Source organism: Microtetraspora malaysiensis, from assembly GCF_001528665.1.
GTDB classification, from domain to species: Bacteria; Actinomycetota; Actinomycetes; order Streptosporangiales; family Streptosporangiaceae; genus Microtetraspora_A; species Microtetraspora_A malaysiensis.
The window spans coordinates 108,610-125,892 of record NZ_BBYJ01000027.1; the positions used below are offsets into that span (position 1 = coordinate 108,610).

The window sequence follows — 17,283 nt, forward strand, 5'->3', positions numbered from 1 at the left end:
CCGGTGTCACGGCGGCAGCTCGCCGCGGGTGGGCAGGCCCTGCCACGAACTGGGGCTCGCCACGGCGAAGGCGGTCACGGAGATGCCCCGCTTGAGCCGGTCGGCCGGGTGCAGTCCGTCGAGCAGCGCGCTGAGATATCCCGCCACGAAGGCGCCGCCGACCTCGGTCGCGTCCACGGCCGTGACCGGGGCGGCCTGGGTGTCGTAGCGCAGCCCGTCCACCGTCGCGCTCGCTCCCTTGGAGCCCCGGGTGACGACGAGCTCGGGGATCCGGCCGATCACCGATTCGACGAGGCCCAGCTCGTCCTGGTTGGCGAAGAGGATGTCGGCGGACGCGGCCAGCTCGGTCAGCCCCTGCCGCGCCTCGTCCAGGCTCTCCCAGAGGTACGGCCGGTGGTCGACGTCGACGGAGATCGTGACTCCCGCGTCCCTGGCCAGCTTGACCGCGTGGTGGACCGCGCTCCAGGAGAACCCGCTCAGCGCGAGGGTGATGCCGGTGACGTGCAGGATCCGCGCCGACTGCACGGGCTCGGCCGGCACGTCGCCGGTGGAGAGGCGCGACCCCGCCGACCCCGCGCGGTAGTAGACGGCGTGAATGGACCGCCCGATCCGGCGTTGCCGTACGACCAGGCCGGTGGAGGCGGTCTCGTCGACCCGGACGGCGGAGACGTCCACGCCCTCCCCGCGCAGTGTGGTCAGCGCCCGGGCGCCCAGCTCGTCGGAGCTGACCCTGCCCAGCCAGCCGACGGAATGGCCCAGCCTCGCCAGCCCGACGGCCATGGTCAGCTCGGGCCCCTCAAGGTCCAGCCGGGCGGTGCCGTCGTGCCGGAGCCGGTCGGCCGACATGACGCCCAGAACCTCACCAAGTGTGAACACCTCGGCCCCGCGGTTCGGCAGCGCGTTGCCGGAAGAAGCAGTCATCTGTGTCTTTCTCCGCGATCGATCGCGATCGATGCGGAAAGCATGGCAGAGGCGACTGTGTGCGGGAAGCGATATCCGATCAAGAACGCGGTCATATGCCGCGAATCACACCTGATCCGAGGTGCCTGCCGGCCCCAGAGAGAGATCCGTCGTCGACGGCGATGTCAGAAGGCCCCGCGCTTCGCCGGGTCTGATCGGCAGCCTCTTATCGAACTCTCGGCAGTGCGCCCAGGGCCGGCGTTGGAACCCGAAGAAGGTCAGCTCTATCGGGCCCGGTTCTGGTTCTTGGGGTGGCGACCCGCCTCCTCTCCGTCGATGAAGGCGTGTCCTAGACGTTGAGCAGGTCGCGGGCCGATTCCACGGTGACGGCTGCCTGGACCCAGGCGTCGAGCCGTTCGAGGTCGGAGCACTCGCTGATGGCCGTACGGACGTCGTCGGGCACGTCGAGGCCGCGCGCGGAGAGCACCCTGAAGATCGACTTGGCCAGGCCTTTCGCCTCGCCTTTCGCCTCGCCTTTGGCCACATTGTCGCGGGCCCAGTCGCTCAGGAATTCACGGGGTTCGGTCTGCATGAAATCCTCCAGGTGCTCCCAGATCTTGTCGGGCAGCGCCGCACGTACCATGTCAGCGTATCGGGCGCCTCGTTCGGGATCGAGCTTGTGCACTGCGGTGAGCAGCGCGTTCAGGATGTCGGGTCCCTCCGGGGTCGTCGCATGAGTGATCACCGAGAGGACGGCGAGTTCCGGGTCGTCGGCTGCGTCCAGAGGGTTGACGATCACGGGGACGTCGGTCGGGCCGGCGACGAGCGGGCTGAGGACCAGGCCGGGGTGGCCCAGTGGGATGGGCTGCCGGGACCAGTTGGCCGCCTTCAGGTCCGGGCAGATGACCAGTAGGACCGACGGGCATTTCATCCGTGCGCGGAGGCTGACGAGGTACATCGGCCAGCTCCAGCGCTTGTCGGGATCCGGGCTCCTTTGCACCTCGACGACGATGGCGAGGACCGGCTTGGGGTGAGTGTCGGCGCGTTCACGGGTGAGGACGACGACCGAGTCGGCTCGCAGCTCGGCGGGGGTAGCCGCGGTGAGGTCTCCTGATTCGACCGCCGCGTGATCGTAACGGGGGAGCGGAACGTCCAGGTTTTCGGCCAGGAGTTCGGCCGCCAACTGGGGACGTTCGTGGAACAGGCGCACGATGGCTTCATGTTGGACGGAGGGCATGGCGAGAAGGTAGAAGCGGCAGCCTGCTTGGAATGCCGATTTCTGAACGTCCGTAATTGAATGGTTACTTTAAGTGACCATTATAATCCGATATCAACGCCTTGGTCTGGGGTTCCTGATCGGACGCCGCGAGCCCGTCGCGCGCTGGTTCGACCGCTGTCGGCGTCGGGCACGTCGCGTCGATCGCGTTCTCAGACCTCAGCCGCCGAAGGCGTCGAGCACGGCCTGGCAGAACGCCTTCAGGTCGTCCGGCCTACGGCTGGTGACCAGCGTGTTCCTCCCGTCGGAGTCGACCTGGACCTCCTGGTCCACCCAGGTGGCCCCCGCGTTGCGCAGGTCGGTCTTCAGGCTCGGCCAGGAGGTGAGCGTACGGCCGCGGACCACGTCGGCCTCGATCAGCGTCCACGGGCCGTGGCAGATGGCGGCGACCGGCTTGCCCTGGTCGAAGAACGCCCGCACGAACTCGACGGCCTTCGGTTCGGTCCGCAGCGTGTCAGGGTTGGCAACCCCGCCGGGCAGGATGAGGCCGTCGAAGTCCGACGCGGAAACCTGGTCGAGCGTCGCGTCGACCGGGAACGACTCGGCCTTGTCCAGGTGATGGAAAGCCTGGATCGTGCCCGGGTCCGTGGAGATCAGCCGAGGGGTGCCGCCCGCGTGCTGCACGGCCTTCCACGGCTCGGTCAACTCGATCTGCTCGACGCCCTCCGGGGCGACGAGGAAGGCGATCGTCTTTCCCTGGATCATGTCGGCTCCCTGGTTTAACGGTGATTTCGCCGATACGCGACCGACCTGCCCGCCGATCGGGGATCTATGCGGGAACGCGGGTAGAGGAGCGGCATGCCCCTGTTCGTCGGCACCTCGGGCTGGCAGTACGCCGACTGGCGCGACCTGCTCTACACCGGCGTGCCGCAGCGGCTGTGGCTCGAACGGTACGGCGAGGTGTTCGCCACGGTCGAGAACAACAACGCGTTCTACCGCCTGCCGTCGCGCGAGACGTTCGAGTCCTGGCGCGAGCGCACACCCGGCGACTTCGTCATGGCGGTCAAGGCCAGCCGCTTCCTCACCCACATCAAGCGGCTGAAGGACCCGGAGGAGCCGGTGGGGCGGCTGATCGGGGTGGCGGAGGGGCTCGGGCCCAAGCTCGGTCCCGTCCTGGTGCAGCTCCCGCCCACGATGTCGGTGGACTGCGAGCGGCTCCGCCACTGCCTGGCCGCCTTCCCCACGAGCGTCCGCGTGACGGTCGAGTTCCGGCACACCTCCTGGTGGACTGAGCGGGTACGCGAGACGCTGTGCGAGTTCGGCGCCGCCCTCTGCTGGGCGGACAGCCGCGGCCGTTCGATGAGCCCGCTCTGGCGGACCGCGCCATGGGCCTATCTCCGGCTGCACGAGGGCCTGGCCCGGCCGTTTCCCTCGTACGGTGACCGCGCGCTGCGCACCTGGCTGGAGCGGCTCGGCGACGTCCCCGACGCGTACGTCTACTTCAACAACGACCCGGGCGGCGCCGCGGTGCGGAACGCGCTGCGGTTCGCCGAACTCGCCCGCGACGCCGGACGCGGCGTGAGCCGTACCGGCCTGCCGGACTGACGCCCCGTTCCCACGGTGCGGGGCCGACACGACCGGCGGCTCAGCGCGAGGCGGGGTGCGGGCCGGTGGTGTGCTCGACGGCCAGGCGGGTGAGCTCCACGCGGGAGCGGATGTCCAGCTTGCGGAAGATCTGCCGCAGGTGGAACGCCACCGTGTGGACGCTGATGAACATCTGCTCCGCGACCTGCCGGTTCGTCCACCCCTGGGCGACCAGCATGGATACGGCGTGCTCGGTGTCGGTGAGGCTGTCCCACCCGGTGGCCGGCCGGTCGGCGTAGCTCCAGTGGCGGTGGCGCACGCCCTCCTGGCGCAGCCGGTGGCGCAGCCGCGCGGTGTCCCGCGTGGCGCCCGCCTCCTCGTACCCGGCGAGCGCGCGGTTCAGGCTCTCGATCCCCGCGGTCCGGTCGCCGGTACGGCACAGCAGCACGCCGAGGTCCTCCTCCGCCGACGCGCGGGACCAGGGGTCGGCCGCCCGTCCGGCGGCGAGGGCGAGCGCGCGCGGATCGTCGTCGAGCAGGCCGCGGGCGTGTGCGGCCTCGTCGTCGAGCACGTCGGCGGGCAGGCGGTTCAGAGCGGCGCCGACCAGCTCGGCCCGCGCGCGGTCGCCCGTACGGAGCGCGAGGCGGACCAGCCAGGCGGCGCAGCCCGGCTCGACGGCGAGCACCCAGGGGTGGCGTCCCAGCGCGGAGTAGACGTCCGCATCGGCCAGATGCTCCATGGCCGGCTCCGCGCCCTCGCCCGCCTCGATCACGCGCGCCGCCGTCACAGCGCGGATCACCTCGTCGGCGGCGGGACAGGCCCGTACGGCGGGGCGGGGGGAGCGGCCGCGGGCGTCCGCGCCGTCGTGGGTGGCCGGGCGAAGACGATCAGTGGGCCGGGACGGCTCCGGGAGGCGTTCGGCCTGGTGGCGCAGGGCCAGCCGCAGCGGGCGGGGCAGGCCGGCGAGGACGGCCCGCCAGACCAGCTCGGGACGGAAGGTGAGCATGTCTCCGGCCGCCGCCAGCAGCCCGGCCTCCAGCGCCTCCTCAAGCGCGGGGAGCAGCGTCGCGGGGCCGGCTCCCAGCAGCTCGGCCACGTCTCCCGGGGAGAACGACCGGCCGAGCACGGCCGCCGCCTCCACCAGGTGCCTGGCCTCGCGGCTCAGCCGGTCCAGCCGGCGCCGCACCAGGACCCGTACGCGCTGGGGGAGCACGGGGGACACCAGCCGGGCCCGGCCGCCCGCGATCTCGATCGCGCCCTCGTCGCGCAGCCCGTCCACCAGCTCGGCGAGCAGGAACGGGTTGCCGCCCGCGCCGGAGGCGAAGTCGAGCAGGCCGGGGTCGGGGCGGGCGCACAGCATGTCGGCGATCACCCGGGCGACGGCGTCCTCCGGCAGCGGGCCGAGTGTCACCCGGCGCGCTCCCTGCCGTTCCAGCAGGTCGAACAGCCGCTCGGCGTCGTGGTCGCGGCCGCCGGTGGAACGGGCGAGCAGCCAGGCGAGCGGCCGGGACGACAGCCGGCAGTGCAGTGTGCGCACCGCCATGAGCGTGGCCGGGTCCGCCCATTGGAGATCGTCGAGGGTGACCAGCAGCGGTCCGGCGGCGATCCGCTTCTCCATGTGGGTCCGCAGGCGTTCCACCCGCCTTTCCAGCGACTCCGGCGCGGGGTCGCTCTCGCCCGGCAGGTCGTCGAATGCGGACAGGAGCGGGTTCAGCGGGATGAGCCGGTCCAGCTCCTCGGCGCCGCCCGCGGCCAGGCCGAACCCCCGGGTGGCGGCCCGTTCCGCGGCCCGGGCGAGGAGCGTCGTCTTGCCGGTGCCGGGCTCGCCGTCGATCAGCAGGGTGGCGCGCTCGCCGGTTCCGGCCCGATCCAACAACTCGGCGACGGCGGCCAGTTCGCGTGCCCGCATCGAAAATCCCCCGAAATGTGTTATCTAGCGAATCGCCTGGTCAGTTGATGTGACGGCTACCCGTATCCGGCACGACTACACGATCTGACGATGTGCCCGGACAGCCGCCGGGGCGACGCTCGAAAGAAGGCCCGCGCGCAGTCAGGTTGGGGGAACACCGCATGGCGAAGGCAGTCGGCATCGATCTGGGCACCACGAACTCCGTGATCGCCGCGATGGAAGGCGGGCAGCCGTCGGTGATCCCCAACGCGGAGGGATCACGGACGACCCCCTCGGTGGTCGCGTTCACCGAGCAGGGGGAGCGGCTCGTCGGCCAGCTCGCCCGCAGGCAGGCGATCCTGAACCCCAAGGGCACGATCTACTCGGCCAAGCGCTTCATCGGCCGCCGCTACGACGAGGTGACCAGCGAGATGAACGCGGTCTCCTTCGACGTGGTGGAGGGGCCGGGCGGCTCGGTGCGCTTCCAGGTGCGCACCAAGCAGTACGCCCCCGAGGAGATCTCCGCCCTCGTGCTCAGGAAGCTGATCCAGGACGCGGGGAAGTTCCTCGGCGAGAAGATCACCGAAGCCGTGATCACCGTGCCCGCGTACTTCAACGACGCCCAGCGGCAGGCCACCAAGGACGCGGGCCGGATCGCCGGCGTCGAGGTCCTGCGCATCATCAACGAGCCGACCGCGGCCGCGCTGGCGTACGGGCTGGACCGGAAGGAGAACGAGACCGTCCTCGTCTTCGACCTGGGCGGCGGCACGTTCGACGTGAGCATTCTGGACATCGGCGAGGGCGTGCTGGAGGTCCGGGCCACCTCCGGCGACACCCACCTCGGCGGCGACGACTTCGACCGCCGGATCGTGGACCACCTCGCGGACGAGTTCCAGCGGCAGGAGGGCATCGACCTCAGGCGGGACCCGCAGGCGCTGCAGCGGCTGTTCGAGGCGGCCGAGAAGGCCAAGGTGGAGCTGTCGTCGGTCACCCAGACCACGGTGAGCCTGCCGTTCATCACCGCGGACGCGAACGGCCCCAAGCACCTCAACACGACGCTCATGCGCTCGACGTTCGAGCAGATCACCGCCGACCTGGTGGAGCGCTGCACGAAGCCGGTCGAGCAGGCGATGACCGACGCCAAGCTCACCGCGGACGACATCGACGAGGTCATCCTGGTCGGCGGCTCGACCCGCATCCCCGCCGTGCAGAACCTGGTACGCCGGATGACCGGCGGCAAGGACCCCAACATGACCGTCAACCCGGACGAGGTCGTCGCCGTCGGCGCGGCCGCCCAGGCGGCGATCATCAAGGGCGAGGTCAAGGACGTCCTGCTCCTGGACGTCACCCCGCTGTCCCTGGGCGTGGAGACCCTCGGCGGCGTGATGACCAAGGTCATCGAGCGGAATACGACGATCCCCGCCCGCCGTACGGAGACGTTCAGCACGGCCGACGACAACCAGGGCGCGGTGGACGTGGTCGTGCTCCAGGGCGAGCGCGAGCGGGCGGCGGACAACCGCGCCCTCGGCCGCTTCCGGCTGGAGAACATCCGCCCGGCGCCGCGCGGCACGCCGCAGATCGAGGTGACGTTCGACATCGACGCGAACGGCATCCTCAATGTCTCCGCCAAGGACAAGGACACGAGCCAGGAGCAGCGCATCACGATCAGCGAGAGCTCCAACCTGGACAAGTCCGAGGTGGACCGGATGGTCACCGACGCCGAGCAGCACCGCGGTGAGGACGCCCGGCTGCGCGAGCTGGTCGACGCCCGCAACGAGCTGGACACCGTCGCCTACACCGTCGAACGCCGGCTGAACGAGCTGGGCCAGGCCGTGCCCGTCCACGAGAAGGCGCGGGCCGAGACGCTGGTCGTGGACGCCCGGCAGGCGATCAAGGAGGAGGTGCCGCTGGACCGGCTGCGTTCCCTCACGGCCGAGTTGCAGCAGATCTACCACGGTCTCGGCGCGTCCGCCGCCGCGCCGGGCGCCCAGGGCGAGGGCCCTCCGCCCGGTGAGGGCGGCGGAGGCGGCGACGACGTCATCGACGCCGAGTTCACCACGTCGGACTGACCATGAGCGAGCGCGAGCAGGGCCGCGCCGGCGGCCCCGACGAGACGCGAGGGGAGCCCCCGGCCGCCGAGGCCAGGGCGGAGGCGCGCCCCGAGGAGCGGGGCCGGAGCGAGACCGACGAGATGGTGGCCGACCTGGAGGGTCGGTGGCTGCGCGCCGTCGCCGAGCTCGACACCGTACGCCGCCGGATGGCCAGGGACATGGAGCGGCAGCGCCAGGAGGAGCGGGCCAGGGTGGCCGCGGAGTGGCTTCCCGTGCTCGACAACCTCGAACTCGCGCTGCGTCACGCCGGTGACGGCGCTCGCGGCTCCCATGGGGTTCCCGGGGCCGCGGGCGCTCCCCGGGAGGGCGCCGGCGGAGGCGGGTTCGCCCCGCCGCCGGGCACGGGCGGTTCCGGCCACGCCGAGGCGGTCATCGAGGGCGTGCGCGCGGTCCGCGACCAGGCGGTCGCCGTACTGGCCCGGCTCGGCTTCCCGCGCCAGGAGGCGGTCGGGCAGAAGTTCGACCCCGCCGTGCACGAGGCGGTCGGCGCCGTGCCCGACCCGCACGCGCCGCCGGGGACGGTCATCGAGGTCGTACGGCCCGGCTACGGCGACGCGGACCACCTGCTGCGCCCGGCGTCCGTGGTCGTCTCCACGAAGGCGGACTGAGGGAGACCGATGGCGGCCGACTTCTACGAGGTGCTGGGCGTTCCGCGGGGCGCGAGCCAGGAGGAGATCCAGCGCGCCTACCGCAAGCTCGCCCGGTCCTACCACCCGGACGTGAACAAGGACCCGGGGGCCGAGGACCGGTTCAAGGAGGTCTCCGAGGCGTACCAGGTGCTGTCCGACCCGGAGACCCGCCGGCGGTACGACGCGTTCGGCCCGGACTTCCGGCAGGTGCCGCCGGACGTGGACCCGGAGACGTGGGCCCGCGCCCGCGCGGCCGGGGCCGGGTTCGGCGGGCGCGGCGCGCCCGCGTGGGACTTCGGCGGCGACTTCGCCGGAGCGGACGTCGAGGACCTGTTCGGCGGCATCTTCACCGGTCGCCGGGGCGGCCGCCGCTGGGGGCCGGTCCGGGGCGCCGACCAGGAGGCCGAGCTGGCGGTCACGGTCGAGGACGCCTACCGGGGCGCCCGCCGGACGCTCACGCTGCCGTCCGGCCGCACGGTGGACGTGACCATCCCGGCCGGGGTGACCGATGGGCAGCGCATCAGGCTGGCCGGCCAGGGCGGCCGGGGCGGCGACGGCGCGCCCTCGGGCGATCTCTTCCTCATCGTGCGGATCGCGCCCCATCCCCGCTACGAGGTGCGGGGGCGGGACATCCACGTCGCCCTTCCGCTGGCCCCGTGGGAGGCGGCGCTCGGAGCGACGGTCGCGATCGACACGCCGGGCGGGGAGGCCAAGGTGCGCGTCCCGGCCGGTACGCCGAGCGGCCGCCGCCTGAGGTTGCGCGGGCGGGGGCTGCCCAACCCGCGCGGCACGCCAGGAGACCTGCTCGCGGAGGCCAGGATCATGGTGCCGCCGGAGCTCACCGACGAGGAGCGGCGGCTGTACGAGGAGCTGTCCTCGGTCTCCCGCTTCGACCCGAGGAGCCGCCGATGACGTACCCCCTTGTCCCGGCCCGCCTTGTCCCGGCCGGCCTGCCGCGGATGGATCTGGAGTCCTTCGCGCGGGCCGCCGACATGCACCCCGACCTCGTGCTGCGGCTCGTCGCGCTCGGGCTGCTCGACGCCGTCCCCGACGCGGCGGGCCGGCCGCGCCTCGCGCCGTCCCAGCTCGTCGTGGTCGCCCGGATCCAGCGGCTGCGCGCCGGGTTCGCCGTCAACTACGCCTCGGTCGGCCTGGTGATCGACCTGCTCGATCGCGTCGCCGAGCTGGAGGCCGCCCTGCGCGCCCGCTCGCGTCAGACCGGAGGTTGAAGATGGACCCGAACCGCCTGACCCAGAAGTCCCAGGAGGCCCTGAACGACGCTCAGGCCGTGGCGGTGCGCCTCGGGCAGACCGAGGTCGACGGCGAGCACCTCCTGGTGGCGCTGCTCGCCCAGCCCGACGGGCTGGCGCCCCGCCTGCTCACCCGGGCCGGCGCCGACCCGGATCGGCTGCGCGGGGAGCTGGAGGAGAACCTGCGCCGCCGCCCCTCGGTGAGCGGTCCGGGCGCGACGCCCGGGCAGGTCTTCGTTACCCGGCGGCTGTCCCAGGTCCTGGACGCCGCCGACCGGGAGGCCACGCGGCTCAAGGACGAGTACGTGTCGGTCGAGCACCTGCTCCTCGCGCTGATCGACGAGGGCACGGAGACGGCGGCCGGCCGCCTGCTGCGCGAGGAGGGCCTCACCCGGGACCGGTTCCTCCGGGTTCTCACCGAGGTCAGGGGCCACCAGCGGGTCACCTCCGCGACGCCGGAGGTCGCGTACGAGGCCCTGGAGAAGTACGGCAGGGACCTGGTCGCCGACGCGGCGGCGGACAAGCTGGACCCGGTGATCGGCCGGGACTCCGAGATCCGCAGAGTGGTCCAGATCCTGTCCAGGAAGACGAAGAACAACCCGGTGCTCGTCGGTGACCCGGGGGTCGGCAAGACGGCGATCGTCGAGGGCCTGGCCCAGCGGATCGTCCGCGGGGACGTGCCGGAGGGGCTGCGCGACAAGACGATCTTCAGCCTGGACATGGGCGCCCTGATCGCCGGGGCGAAGTACCGCGGCGAGTTCGAGGAACGGCTCAAGGCCGTGCTCGGCGAGGTGAAGGCGGCCGAGGGGCGCATCCTGCTGTTCGTCGACGAGCTGCACACGGTCGTGGGCGCGGGCGCGACCGAGGGCGCCATGGACGCGGGCAACATGCTCAAGCCGATGCTCGCCCGCGGCGAGCTGCACATGATCGGCGCGACGACGGTGCAGGAGTACCGCAAGCACATCGAGAAGGACGCCGCCCTGGAGCGCAGGTTCCAGCCGGTGATCGTGGACGAGCCGTCGGTCGAGGACGCCATCTCTATCCTGCGCGGGCTGCGCGAGCGTCTTGAGGTGTTCCACGGCGTGAAGATCCAGGACAACGCGCTGGTCGCCGCGGTCGTCCTCAGCCACCGCTACATCTCCGACCGGTTCCTTCCGGACAAGGCGATCGACCTGGTGGACGAGGCGTGCGCGATGTTGCGCACCGAGATCGACTCGATGCCGGCCGAACTGGACGAGCTGACCCGCCGGGTGATGCGCCTGGAGATCGAGGAGGCGGCGCTCGCCAAGGAGACGGACCCCGCGAGCGGCGCCCGCCTTGAGGACCTGCGCGGGGAGCTGGTCGACCTGCGCGCCGAGGCCGACGCGATGCGGGCCCAGTGGGAGGCCGAGCGGCACGCGCTGCGCAAGGTGCAGGCGCTGCGCGAGGAGATGGAGACGGTACGCCGCGACGCCGAGATCGCCGAGCGCAGCTACGACCTCAACCGGGCCGCCGAGCTGCGGCACGGACGGATGCCGGAGCTGGCCCGGCGGCTCGCCGCCGAGGAGGAGCAGCTGGAGGCAAAGCAGGGGCGCGGCCGGCTGCTGCGTGAGGTCGTGACCGAGGACGAGATCGCGGCGATCGTGTCGCGCTGGACGGGCATCCCGGTCAGCCGCCTGCAGGAGGGCGAGCGGGAGAAGCTGCTCCGTCTGGACGACATCCTGCACGAGCGGGTCGTCGGCCAGGACGAGGCGGTCCAGCTCGTCGCCGACGCCGTGATCCGCGCCAGGTCGGGCATCAAGGACCCGCGCCGCCCGATCGGGTCGTTCATCTTCCTCGGCCCGACCGGCGTCGGCAAGACCGAGCTGGCCAAGGCGCTGGCGGCGGCGCTCTTCGACACCGAGGACAACATGGTCCGGGTCGACATGAGCGAATACCAGGAGCGGCACACCGTGAGCCGGCTCGTCGGTGCCCCTCCCGGCTATATCGGCTACGAGGAGGGCGGCCAGCTCACCGAGGCCGTGCGGCGCAAGCCGTACTCGGTGGTGCTCTTCGACGAGATCGAGAAGGCGCACGCGGATGTGTTCAACACGCTGCTCCAGGTGCTCGACGACGGCCGGCTGACCGACGCCCAGGGCCGTACGGTCGACTTCAGGAACACCGTCATCATCATGACCTCGAACATCGGGTCGGAGTACCTGCTGGAAGGGGTCACGCCGAGCGGTGAGATCAAGCCCGAGGGGCGGGACCAGGTCATGGCCGCGCTGCGGCGGCACTTCCGGCCGGAGTTCCTCAACCGGGTGGACGACATCGTGCTGTTCAAGCCGCTGACCGAGGCGGAGATCGAGCGGATCGTGGACCTGATGTTCGGCGAGATCAGGGCCAGGCTGGCCGAGCGGCGGATGACGCTGGAGGTGAGCGAGGAGGCCCGCCGGCTGATCGCCAAGGAGGGCTACGACCCGGTGTACGGCGCGCGCCCGCTGCGGCGGTTCATTTCGCGCGAGGTGGAGACGCGGATCGGCCGGGCGCTGATCGCGGGGGACGTCGGAGACGGCGCGACGATCACGGTCGGGGTCAGCGGAGGCGAACTGGTGGTCGGATTTCGTAATCCAGGCCAGGATTAACATCCCGTTCACATTCGGGCAAAAGGTCGGAAACGGGCGGTTGCCATCCTCAGGCGTGTCGATGAAAAGCACGCTCGTGAGGGGATCGACGTGAGCTACAAGGCTGAGTACATCTGGATCGACGGCACGGAGCCCACAGCGAAGCTCAGGTCCAAGACCAAGATCGTCAAGGATGGCGCGCCGCTCCCGAACTGGGGCTTCGACGGATCCAGCACGAACCAGGCCGGCGGCCACGCCTCCGACCGCGTGCTCAAGCCCGTGTTCACCTGCCCGGACCCGATCCGCGGCGGCGACAACGTGCTGGTGCTGTGCGAGGTGCTCAACCCGGACCTGTCGCCGCACGCCAGCAACACCCGCGCGCTGCTCACCGAGGTGGCCGAGCGGTTCGCCGACCAGGAGTCGTGGTTCGGCATCGAGCAGGAGTACACCTTCTTCAAGGACGGCCGCCCGCTCGGCTTCCCGATCGGCGGCTTCCCGGCGCCGCAGGGCGGCTACTACTGCGGTGTCGGCGCCGACGAGGTCTTCGGGCGCGACGTCGTCGAGAAGCACCTCGACCTCTGCCTCGCGGCCGGCCTGGAGATCTCCGGCATCAACGCCGAGGTCATGCCCGGCCAGTGGGAGTTCCAGATCGGTCCGCTCGGTCCCGTCGAGGTCTCCGACCACATGTGGATCGCCCGCTGGCTGCTCTACCGCGTCGCCGAGGACTTCGACACCGCCGCCACGCTCGACCCCAAGCCGGTGAAGGGCGACTGGAACGGCGCCGGCGCGCACACCAACTTCTCCACCAAGGCGATGCGCGAGGCGTACGAGCCGATCATCACCGCCTGCGAGGCCCTCGCCGAGAACGCGATGGAGCACGTGCGGCACTACGGCCACGGCATCGAGGACCGGCTCACCGGCCACCACGAGACCGCTCCGTGGGACAAGTTCAGCTACGGCGTGTCCGACCGGGCCGCGTCCGTCCGCATCCCGTGGCAGGTCGAGCTCGAGCGCAAGGGCTACATCGAGGACCGCCGCCCGAACGCCAACGTCGACCCCTACGTGGTGACCCGTCTGATCGTGGACAGCTGCTGCACCGCGCTGGAGAAGGCCGGCCAGGTCTGATCCTCCGCCCGGACTCCGTACGTACGGCTCCCGCCCCACATTGGGCGGGAGCCGTACGCGTTGGTGGAATGTGCGCTTTCATGACGGAGAACCCGACCATGATGACGCCCGCTTCCACGGCGAAGAAGGAGATCATGCAGCACGAGTACGAGGCCACGTTCCTGTCTGTCGACGTCGCAGGCCTCCGGGCCAAGCTGACCTCCCTGGGCGCCGTCCAGGCCTTCCCCCGCACCCTCCTCACCCGCAAGATCTTCGAGGGCGACACTCTCGGCAGCGGCCAGTGGCTCCGCCTGCGCGACGAGGGGACCCGCTCGACTCTCACCCTCAAGCAGGTCACGGACGCCACCACGATCAACGGCACCACCGAGATCGAGACCGAGGTCACCGACCGTGCGGCCATGGCCGAGATCCTCCGCCATCTCGGCCTGCGCGAGGTCCGCTACCAGGAGAACTACCGCGAGGAGTGGCGCCTGGGCGACATCACTGTCGATATCGACACCTGGCCCGATCTGCCGACCTTCGTCGAGATCGAAGGGCCGGACGAGGCGGCGGTCCGCCGCGGGGCATCCCTTCTGGGATTCGACTACTCCGAGGCCCGGTTCGGCAGCGTCGACGAGATCTACAAGAGCGAGATCGGTCGCGACATCCTCGCCGAACCCACCCTCCTCTTCTCCGAAGCCGCCAAGAACGAGCAGGCCTCCGGGACCCTGACCGACTGACCTTCTCGGGTGTCCCCGTACCTGTGAGACCGGCGGCCGGGTCACCGCGAGACGGCCGCCGGGGTGGCTCACTCTCGCGCCGGGACGTAACCGAGCCGCCGGACGGCGTAGGCGCGGATCGCATCGGCGAACCAGGGAGGAAGAAGCGGGTCGATCTCCTCGATCATGGCGCGCTGGTCGGGATTGCCGGTCACGAGGTCCGCCAGCGCGTGGTAGGCCGCCGCGTCGGCCGGCCACAGCAGCCGGACCCCCTGGTAGTGCTCGGTCATGAGGTCGAGGACGGCGGCGCTGTCGGGGGCCGTGCCGCTGGAACGCGCGTCCGAGAGCCGCCGCAGCAGCCGGCGGCCCTGCGCCGCGGCCTGCTCGTGCTCCTCGCGGGTCCACCGGCCGGTGACCGCGTCCGCGCTGGCGAAGTGCTCCCCGGCGCCGGCCCCGTACCGGGCCTCGACGTCCCGCCGGAGGTCGTCCCGCCGTGCCGACAGGCCGGTGAAGAACTCCTCCTCGCTGAGGTGCGCCTGGCCGGTGAGATCGGCGATGGTGCGGTCGACGGTCGCGATGATCTCCTCAAGCCGGTCGCGGTGGGAGACGAGGTCCGCGCGGTGCCGCCGCAGCGCCGCGACCCCGTCCCGGTCGCCGTCGAGGATCCGGCCGATCTGGGTGAGCGGGACGCCCAGCTCCCTGAGGAACAGGATCCGCTGCAGGCGCAGCAGCTCCCGGCGCCCGTACCAGCGGTAGCCGTTGCTCGCCGTCCGTACGGGGCGCAGCAGCCCGATGTCGTCGTAGTGCCGCAGCGTGCGAGAGGTGAGGCCGGACATGCGGGCGACCTCGCTGATCGAGTGCTCCACACTCGCACCCTAAACGGCTGGACCTTCTCGTTACGTCAACTTCTAGCGTCGGGGGCATGAGCACGCACCCGCCCTTCACCATCTCAGACGTCCGCGTTTTCGGCGACGGCGACCTGATCCCCGGTGTCACGCACGTCCGCGTCAGCGCCGGCCGGATCGCCGCCGTCGGCGACGCGTCCGTGACCCGGGCGGGCGACGCCGTCGTCGACGGTTCCGGCGCGACCCTCCTGCCCGGCCTCGTCGACGCGCACGTCCACCTGCTTCCGGGCTGCACACGGTTGGCGGCCGTGTTCGGGGTGACGACGGTCCTCGACATGTTCAGCAAGCCGGAGACCATCGTCCCCGAGCGGTCCGCCGTCGCCGCGTCGGTGCGCGGCGCGGGACCCGTCCACGCCGACATGCGGACGTCGAGCGTCGGCGCGACCGCTCCCGGCGGGCACCCGACCATCGCGTACGCGCCCTTCCCGTACGTCACCGGACCACGGGACGCGGCGGCCTTCGTCGCCGACCGGGTGGCCGAAGGAGCGGCACACCTCAAGGTGATCTACGACGACGGCTCGGGCGCGATGCTCGACATCCCCGCGCTGGACGTCCCGACGATCGAGGCGCTGGTCACCGCCGCCCACGACAGCGGCCTGCCGGTCGTGGCGCACGCGTCCTCCGCGGCCGGGGCGGTGACGGTGGCCCGGTGCGGGGTCGACGTGCTGGCCCACGCGCCGTTCGACCGGATGACGGACGCGCAGATCCGGGACGTGGCCCGGTGCGGTGTGGCGGTCGTCGCGACGCTGAGCGTCGTCGACGGGTTCCCGGGCCAGGACGGCGTCATGCCGCTGCTGGCCCAGCCGCACCTGGCCGGGCGGCTGGGCGCTCGGTGGCGGCGCCTGATCGAGCGCCAGGCCCTGCGGTGGATGCCGCCCGAGCCGCCGGACGGCGCCGCGCAGCGATACAACACCGTGGCGTTCCTGGAGTCGGGCCTGCGGGTGCTCGCCGGTACGGACGCCCCCAACCCCGGGCTCGTGTTCGGAGCCAGCCTGCACCGGGAGCTGCAGCACCTGGTCGACGCCGGGTTCACCCCGGGTGAGGCCCTGGCCGCCGCGACCTCGACGCCGGCCGCGGTCTTCGGCCTGGCCGACCGCGGCGAGATCGCCGCAGGGCGCCGGGCCGACCTCGTGCTCGTCGAAGGCGACCCGACGGCCGACATCGCCGCGACCCAGCGGATCCGCGACGTGTGGGTGCTCGGCCGGCGCGTCGACCCCGGCGCGTACGCCGGCAGCGAGGCCGAGCACGCGGGCGTGCGCTGGCAGCGGGACTCGGCACAGAAGATCGTCACGGCGATCGGGGAGATGTGGCCGGGCTTCCCGGCGCCCCAGGAGGTACGGCGCGACGACGGCGAGCCGGTGGGCCGGGTGGTGCCGACGTCCGGAGGCTGGCAGGCCATGACGATCTTCGGGGCGCCGCTCGGCGACCCCGCTGACCGCGACGAGGCCGTCGCCGTCGTGCGTGCCCGCGGGCTGGCCTGCCTGGCCGAGCCCTGGTGGGCCCGCGTCGGCGACGACCCCGCTTGGCGGGAGGCCAGGATCGTCGAGGCCGCTCCCGACCGCGTCCGGCTCCGCTGGGCCGACCCCATGATCGATCAACCGCCGTCCGGCCAGTGGTTCGGCCTCGACGACCTGGACCTGTCGCTCGACCGGCCCGCCGGCTGAGCGGCCGCACTGTCCGAATGGGCCGACCGCTGGCATGGCGGTTCCAGGCCGAGCCCGGCCAGCGCGGTCCGCCAGCCCTCCGCGATGGCCTTCTGCGCCGCGGCGAGCCGTACGGTTCCCGCGCGGACCGCCTCGGGCAGCCTGGCGGGTGGAGCCCCGGTAGATGGGAGTTCCGGCATGCGGATGCCCCGGCGTGTGGGGCGTTGGCGCGTGGAGTTCGGGCATGCTGCGGGCCCGGCCCGTGGGTGGGGCCTGATCATCGGGTGGCCGCCGCGATCAAGCTCGTCGATCACGGTGGCGGGTCACGGCTCGCCGATCGCCGATCATGGATCAGGAATCGCGGCTCGCCGTTCGCGGGTCGCGGATCACCGACCGCGGGTCGCTGACCATGGCTGTTCGCGGGATTGTTGGTCACTGTCTGTCGGTCCAGCGTCGGGGGCGGAGCTTGGAATAGCGGTGGAACCGCATCGACACCGTCCCGTCCCCCTGATCGATCACTTCTACCCGATCCGGGTGGCGGGACTTCCATTTGTTGTCCGCGGCGCACAGTGGTGCGAGGTTGTCCAGGTTGGTGCGGCCGGTCGGGTACCAGGGTTCGATGTGGTCGATCTCGGCCAGGTAGGCGGGGACGTCGCAGCCTTCGCGGCAGCAGGTCCGGTACGTGGCCAAGATTGCTTCTCGCTGGTCGGCTGAGGCCAGCCGGCGTGCCCGCCCGAAGTCCTTCATGATGC

At 71.7% G+C, this 17,283-nt stretch carries 15 protein-coding genes; 9 read left to right on the top strand and 6 right to left on the bottom strand.

The window, feature by feature from the left end; translation table 11 throughout:
* Positions 1-6: 6 nt before the first annotated feature.
* From AWQ71_RS31500 to AWQ71_RS31510, 3 genes are all read right to left on the bottom strand, one after another.
* Complete coding sequence (locus tag AWQ71_RS31500) at positions 7-921, bottom strand: sugar kinase (protein WP_067140020.1); 915 nt, start codon at positions 919-921, stop codon at positions 7-9.
* 328 nt (positions 922-1,249) lie between these two features.
* Positions 1,250-2,137: a hypothetical protein gene (locus AWQ71_RS31505; protein WP_067140023.1), complete on the bottom strand. Its 888-nt coding sequence runs from the start codon at positions 2,135-2,137 to the stop codon at positions 1,250-1,252.
* Between the two features lie 198 nt (positions 2,138-2,335).
* Complete coding sequence (locus tag AWQ71_RS31510) at positions 2,336-2,881, bottom strand: type 1 glutamine amidotransferase domain-containing protein (protein ID WP_067140026.1); 546 nt, start codon at positions 2,879-2,881, stop codon at positions 2,336-2,338.
* 93 nt (positions 2,882-2,974) lie between these two features.
* Here AWQ71_RS31510 and AWQ71_RS31515 point away from each other — a divergent pair, with 93 nt between their 5' ends.
* The gene (locus tag AWQ71_RS31515; protein WP_067140029.1) at positions 2,975-3,721 is read left to right on the top strand and encodes a DUF72 domain-containing protein; all 747 of its coding nucleotides are present in this window, start codon (positions 2,975-2,977) and stop codon (positions 3,719-3,721) included.
* A 40-nt stretch (positions 3,722-3,761) separates the two neighbouring features.
* Here the strand turns inward: AWQ71_RS31515 and AWQ71_RS31520 are convergent, their stop codons facing one another.
* Positions 3,762-5,609: an AAA family ATPase gene (locus tag AWQ71_RS31520; protein WP_067140032.1), complete on the bottom strand. Its 1,848-nt coding sequence runs from the start codon at positions 5,607-5,609 to the stop codon at positions 3,762-3,764.
* 161 nt (positions 5,610-5,770) lie between these two features.
* Between AWQ71_RS31520 and dnaK the strand changes: the two genes are divergently transcribed.
* The 7 genes from dnaK to AWQ71_RS31555 all read left to right on the top strand — a co-directional run bounded on the left by dnaK (position 5,771) and on the right by AWQ71_RS31555 (position 14,004).
* Entirely contained in the window at positions 5,771-7,657 is a 1,887-nt protein-coding gene (gene dnaK / locus AWQ71_RS31525) for a molecular chaperone DnaK (RefSeq protein WP_067140035.1), read from the top strand.
* Between the two features lie 2 nt (positions 7,658-7,659).
* The gene (locus tag AWQ71_RS31530; protein WP_084259498.1) at positions 7,660-8,307 is read left to right on the top strand and encodes a nucleotide exchange factor GrpE; all 648 of its coding nucleotides are present in this window, start codon (positions 7,660-7,662) and stop codon (positions 8,305-8,307) included.
* A gap of 9 nt (positions 8,308-8,316) precedes the next feature.
* Complete coding sequence (locus AWQ71_RS31535; RefSeq protein WP_067140041.1) at positions 8,317-9,240, top strand: DnaJ C-terminal domain-containing protein; 924 nt, start codon at positions 8,317-8,319, stop codon at positions 9,238-9,240.
* Positions 9,237-9,557: a chaperone modulator CbpM gene (locus AWQ71_RS31540; RefSeq protein WP_067140044.1), complete on the top strand. Its 321-nt coding sequence runs from the start codon at positions 9,237-9,239 to the stop codon at positions 9,555-9,557. The genes AWQ71_RS31535 and AWQ71_RS31540 overlap by 4 nt, the downstream gene beginning before the upstream one ends.
* A 2-nt stretch (positions 9,558-9,559) precedes the next feature.
* Positions 9,560-12,181 carry an ATP-dependent chaperone ClpB gene (gene clpB, locus AWQ71_RS31545; protein ID WP_067140047.1) on the top strand — a complete coding sequence of 874 codons (2,622 nt, stop codon included), beginning with the start codon at positions 9,560-9,562 and terminating at the stop codon, positions 12,179-12,181.
* A 90-nt stretch (positions 12,182-12,271) separates the two neighbouring features.
* The gene (gene glnII, locus AWQ71_RS31550) at positions 12,272-13,285 is read left to right on the top strand and encodes a glutamine synthetase (RefSeq protein WP_067140050.1); all 1,014 of its coding nucleotides are present in this window, start codon (positions 12,272-12,274) and stop codon (positions 13,283-13,285) included.
* A gap of 80 nt (positions 13,286-13,365) precedes the next feature.
* Positions 13,366-14,004 carry a class IV adenylate cyclase gene (locus AWQ71_RS31555; RefSeq protein ID WP_218002043.1) on the top strand — a complete coding sequence of 213 codons (639 nt, stop codon included), beginning with the start codon at positions 13,366-13,368 and terminating at the stop codon, positions 14,002-14,004.
* A gap of 68 nt (positions 14,005-14,072) precedes the next feature.
* Here AWQ71_RS31555 and AWQ71_RS31560 read toward each other — a convergent pair whose 3' ends face one another.
* Entirely contained in the window at positions 14,073-14,849 is a 777-nt protein-coding gene (locus AWQ71_RS31560) for a MerR family transcriptional regulator (RefSeq protein ID WP_084259499.1), read from the bottom strand.
* Between the two features lie 56 nt (positions 14,850-14,905).
* Here AWQ71_RS31560 and AWQ71_RS31565 point away from each other — a divergent pair, with 56 nt between their 5' ends.
* Positions 14,906-16,552 carry an amidohydrolase family protein gene (locus tag AWQ71_RS31565; protein WP_067140053.1) on the top strand — a complete coding sequence of 549 codons (1,647 nt, stop codon included), beginning with the start codon at positions 14,906-14,908 and terminating at the stop codon, positions 16,550-16,552.
* 411 nt (positions 16,553-16,963) lie between these two features.
* On the opposite strand, the gene AWQ71_RS31570 is transcribed toward AWQ71_RS31565, so the two are convergent.
* Positions 16,964-17,283, bottom strand: a 320-nt coding sequence (locus AWQ71_RS31570) for an HNH endonuclease signature motif containing protein (RefSeq protein WP_218002044.1), incomplete at its 5' end; no start/stop codon positions are given.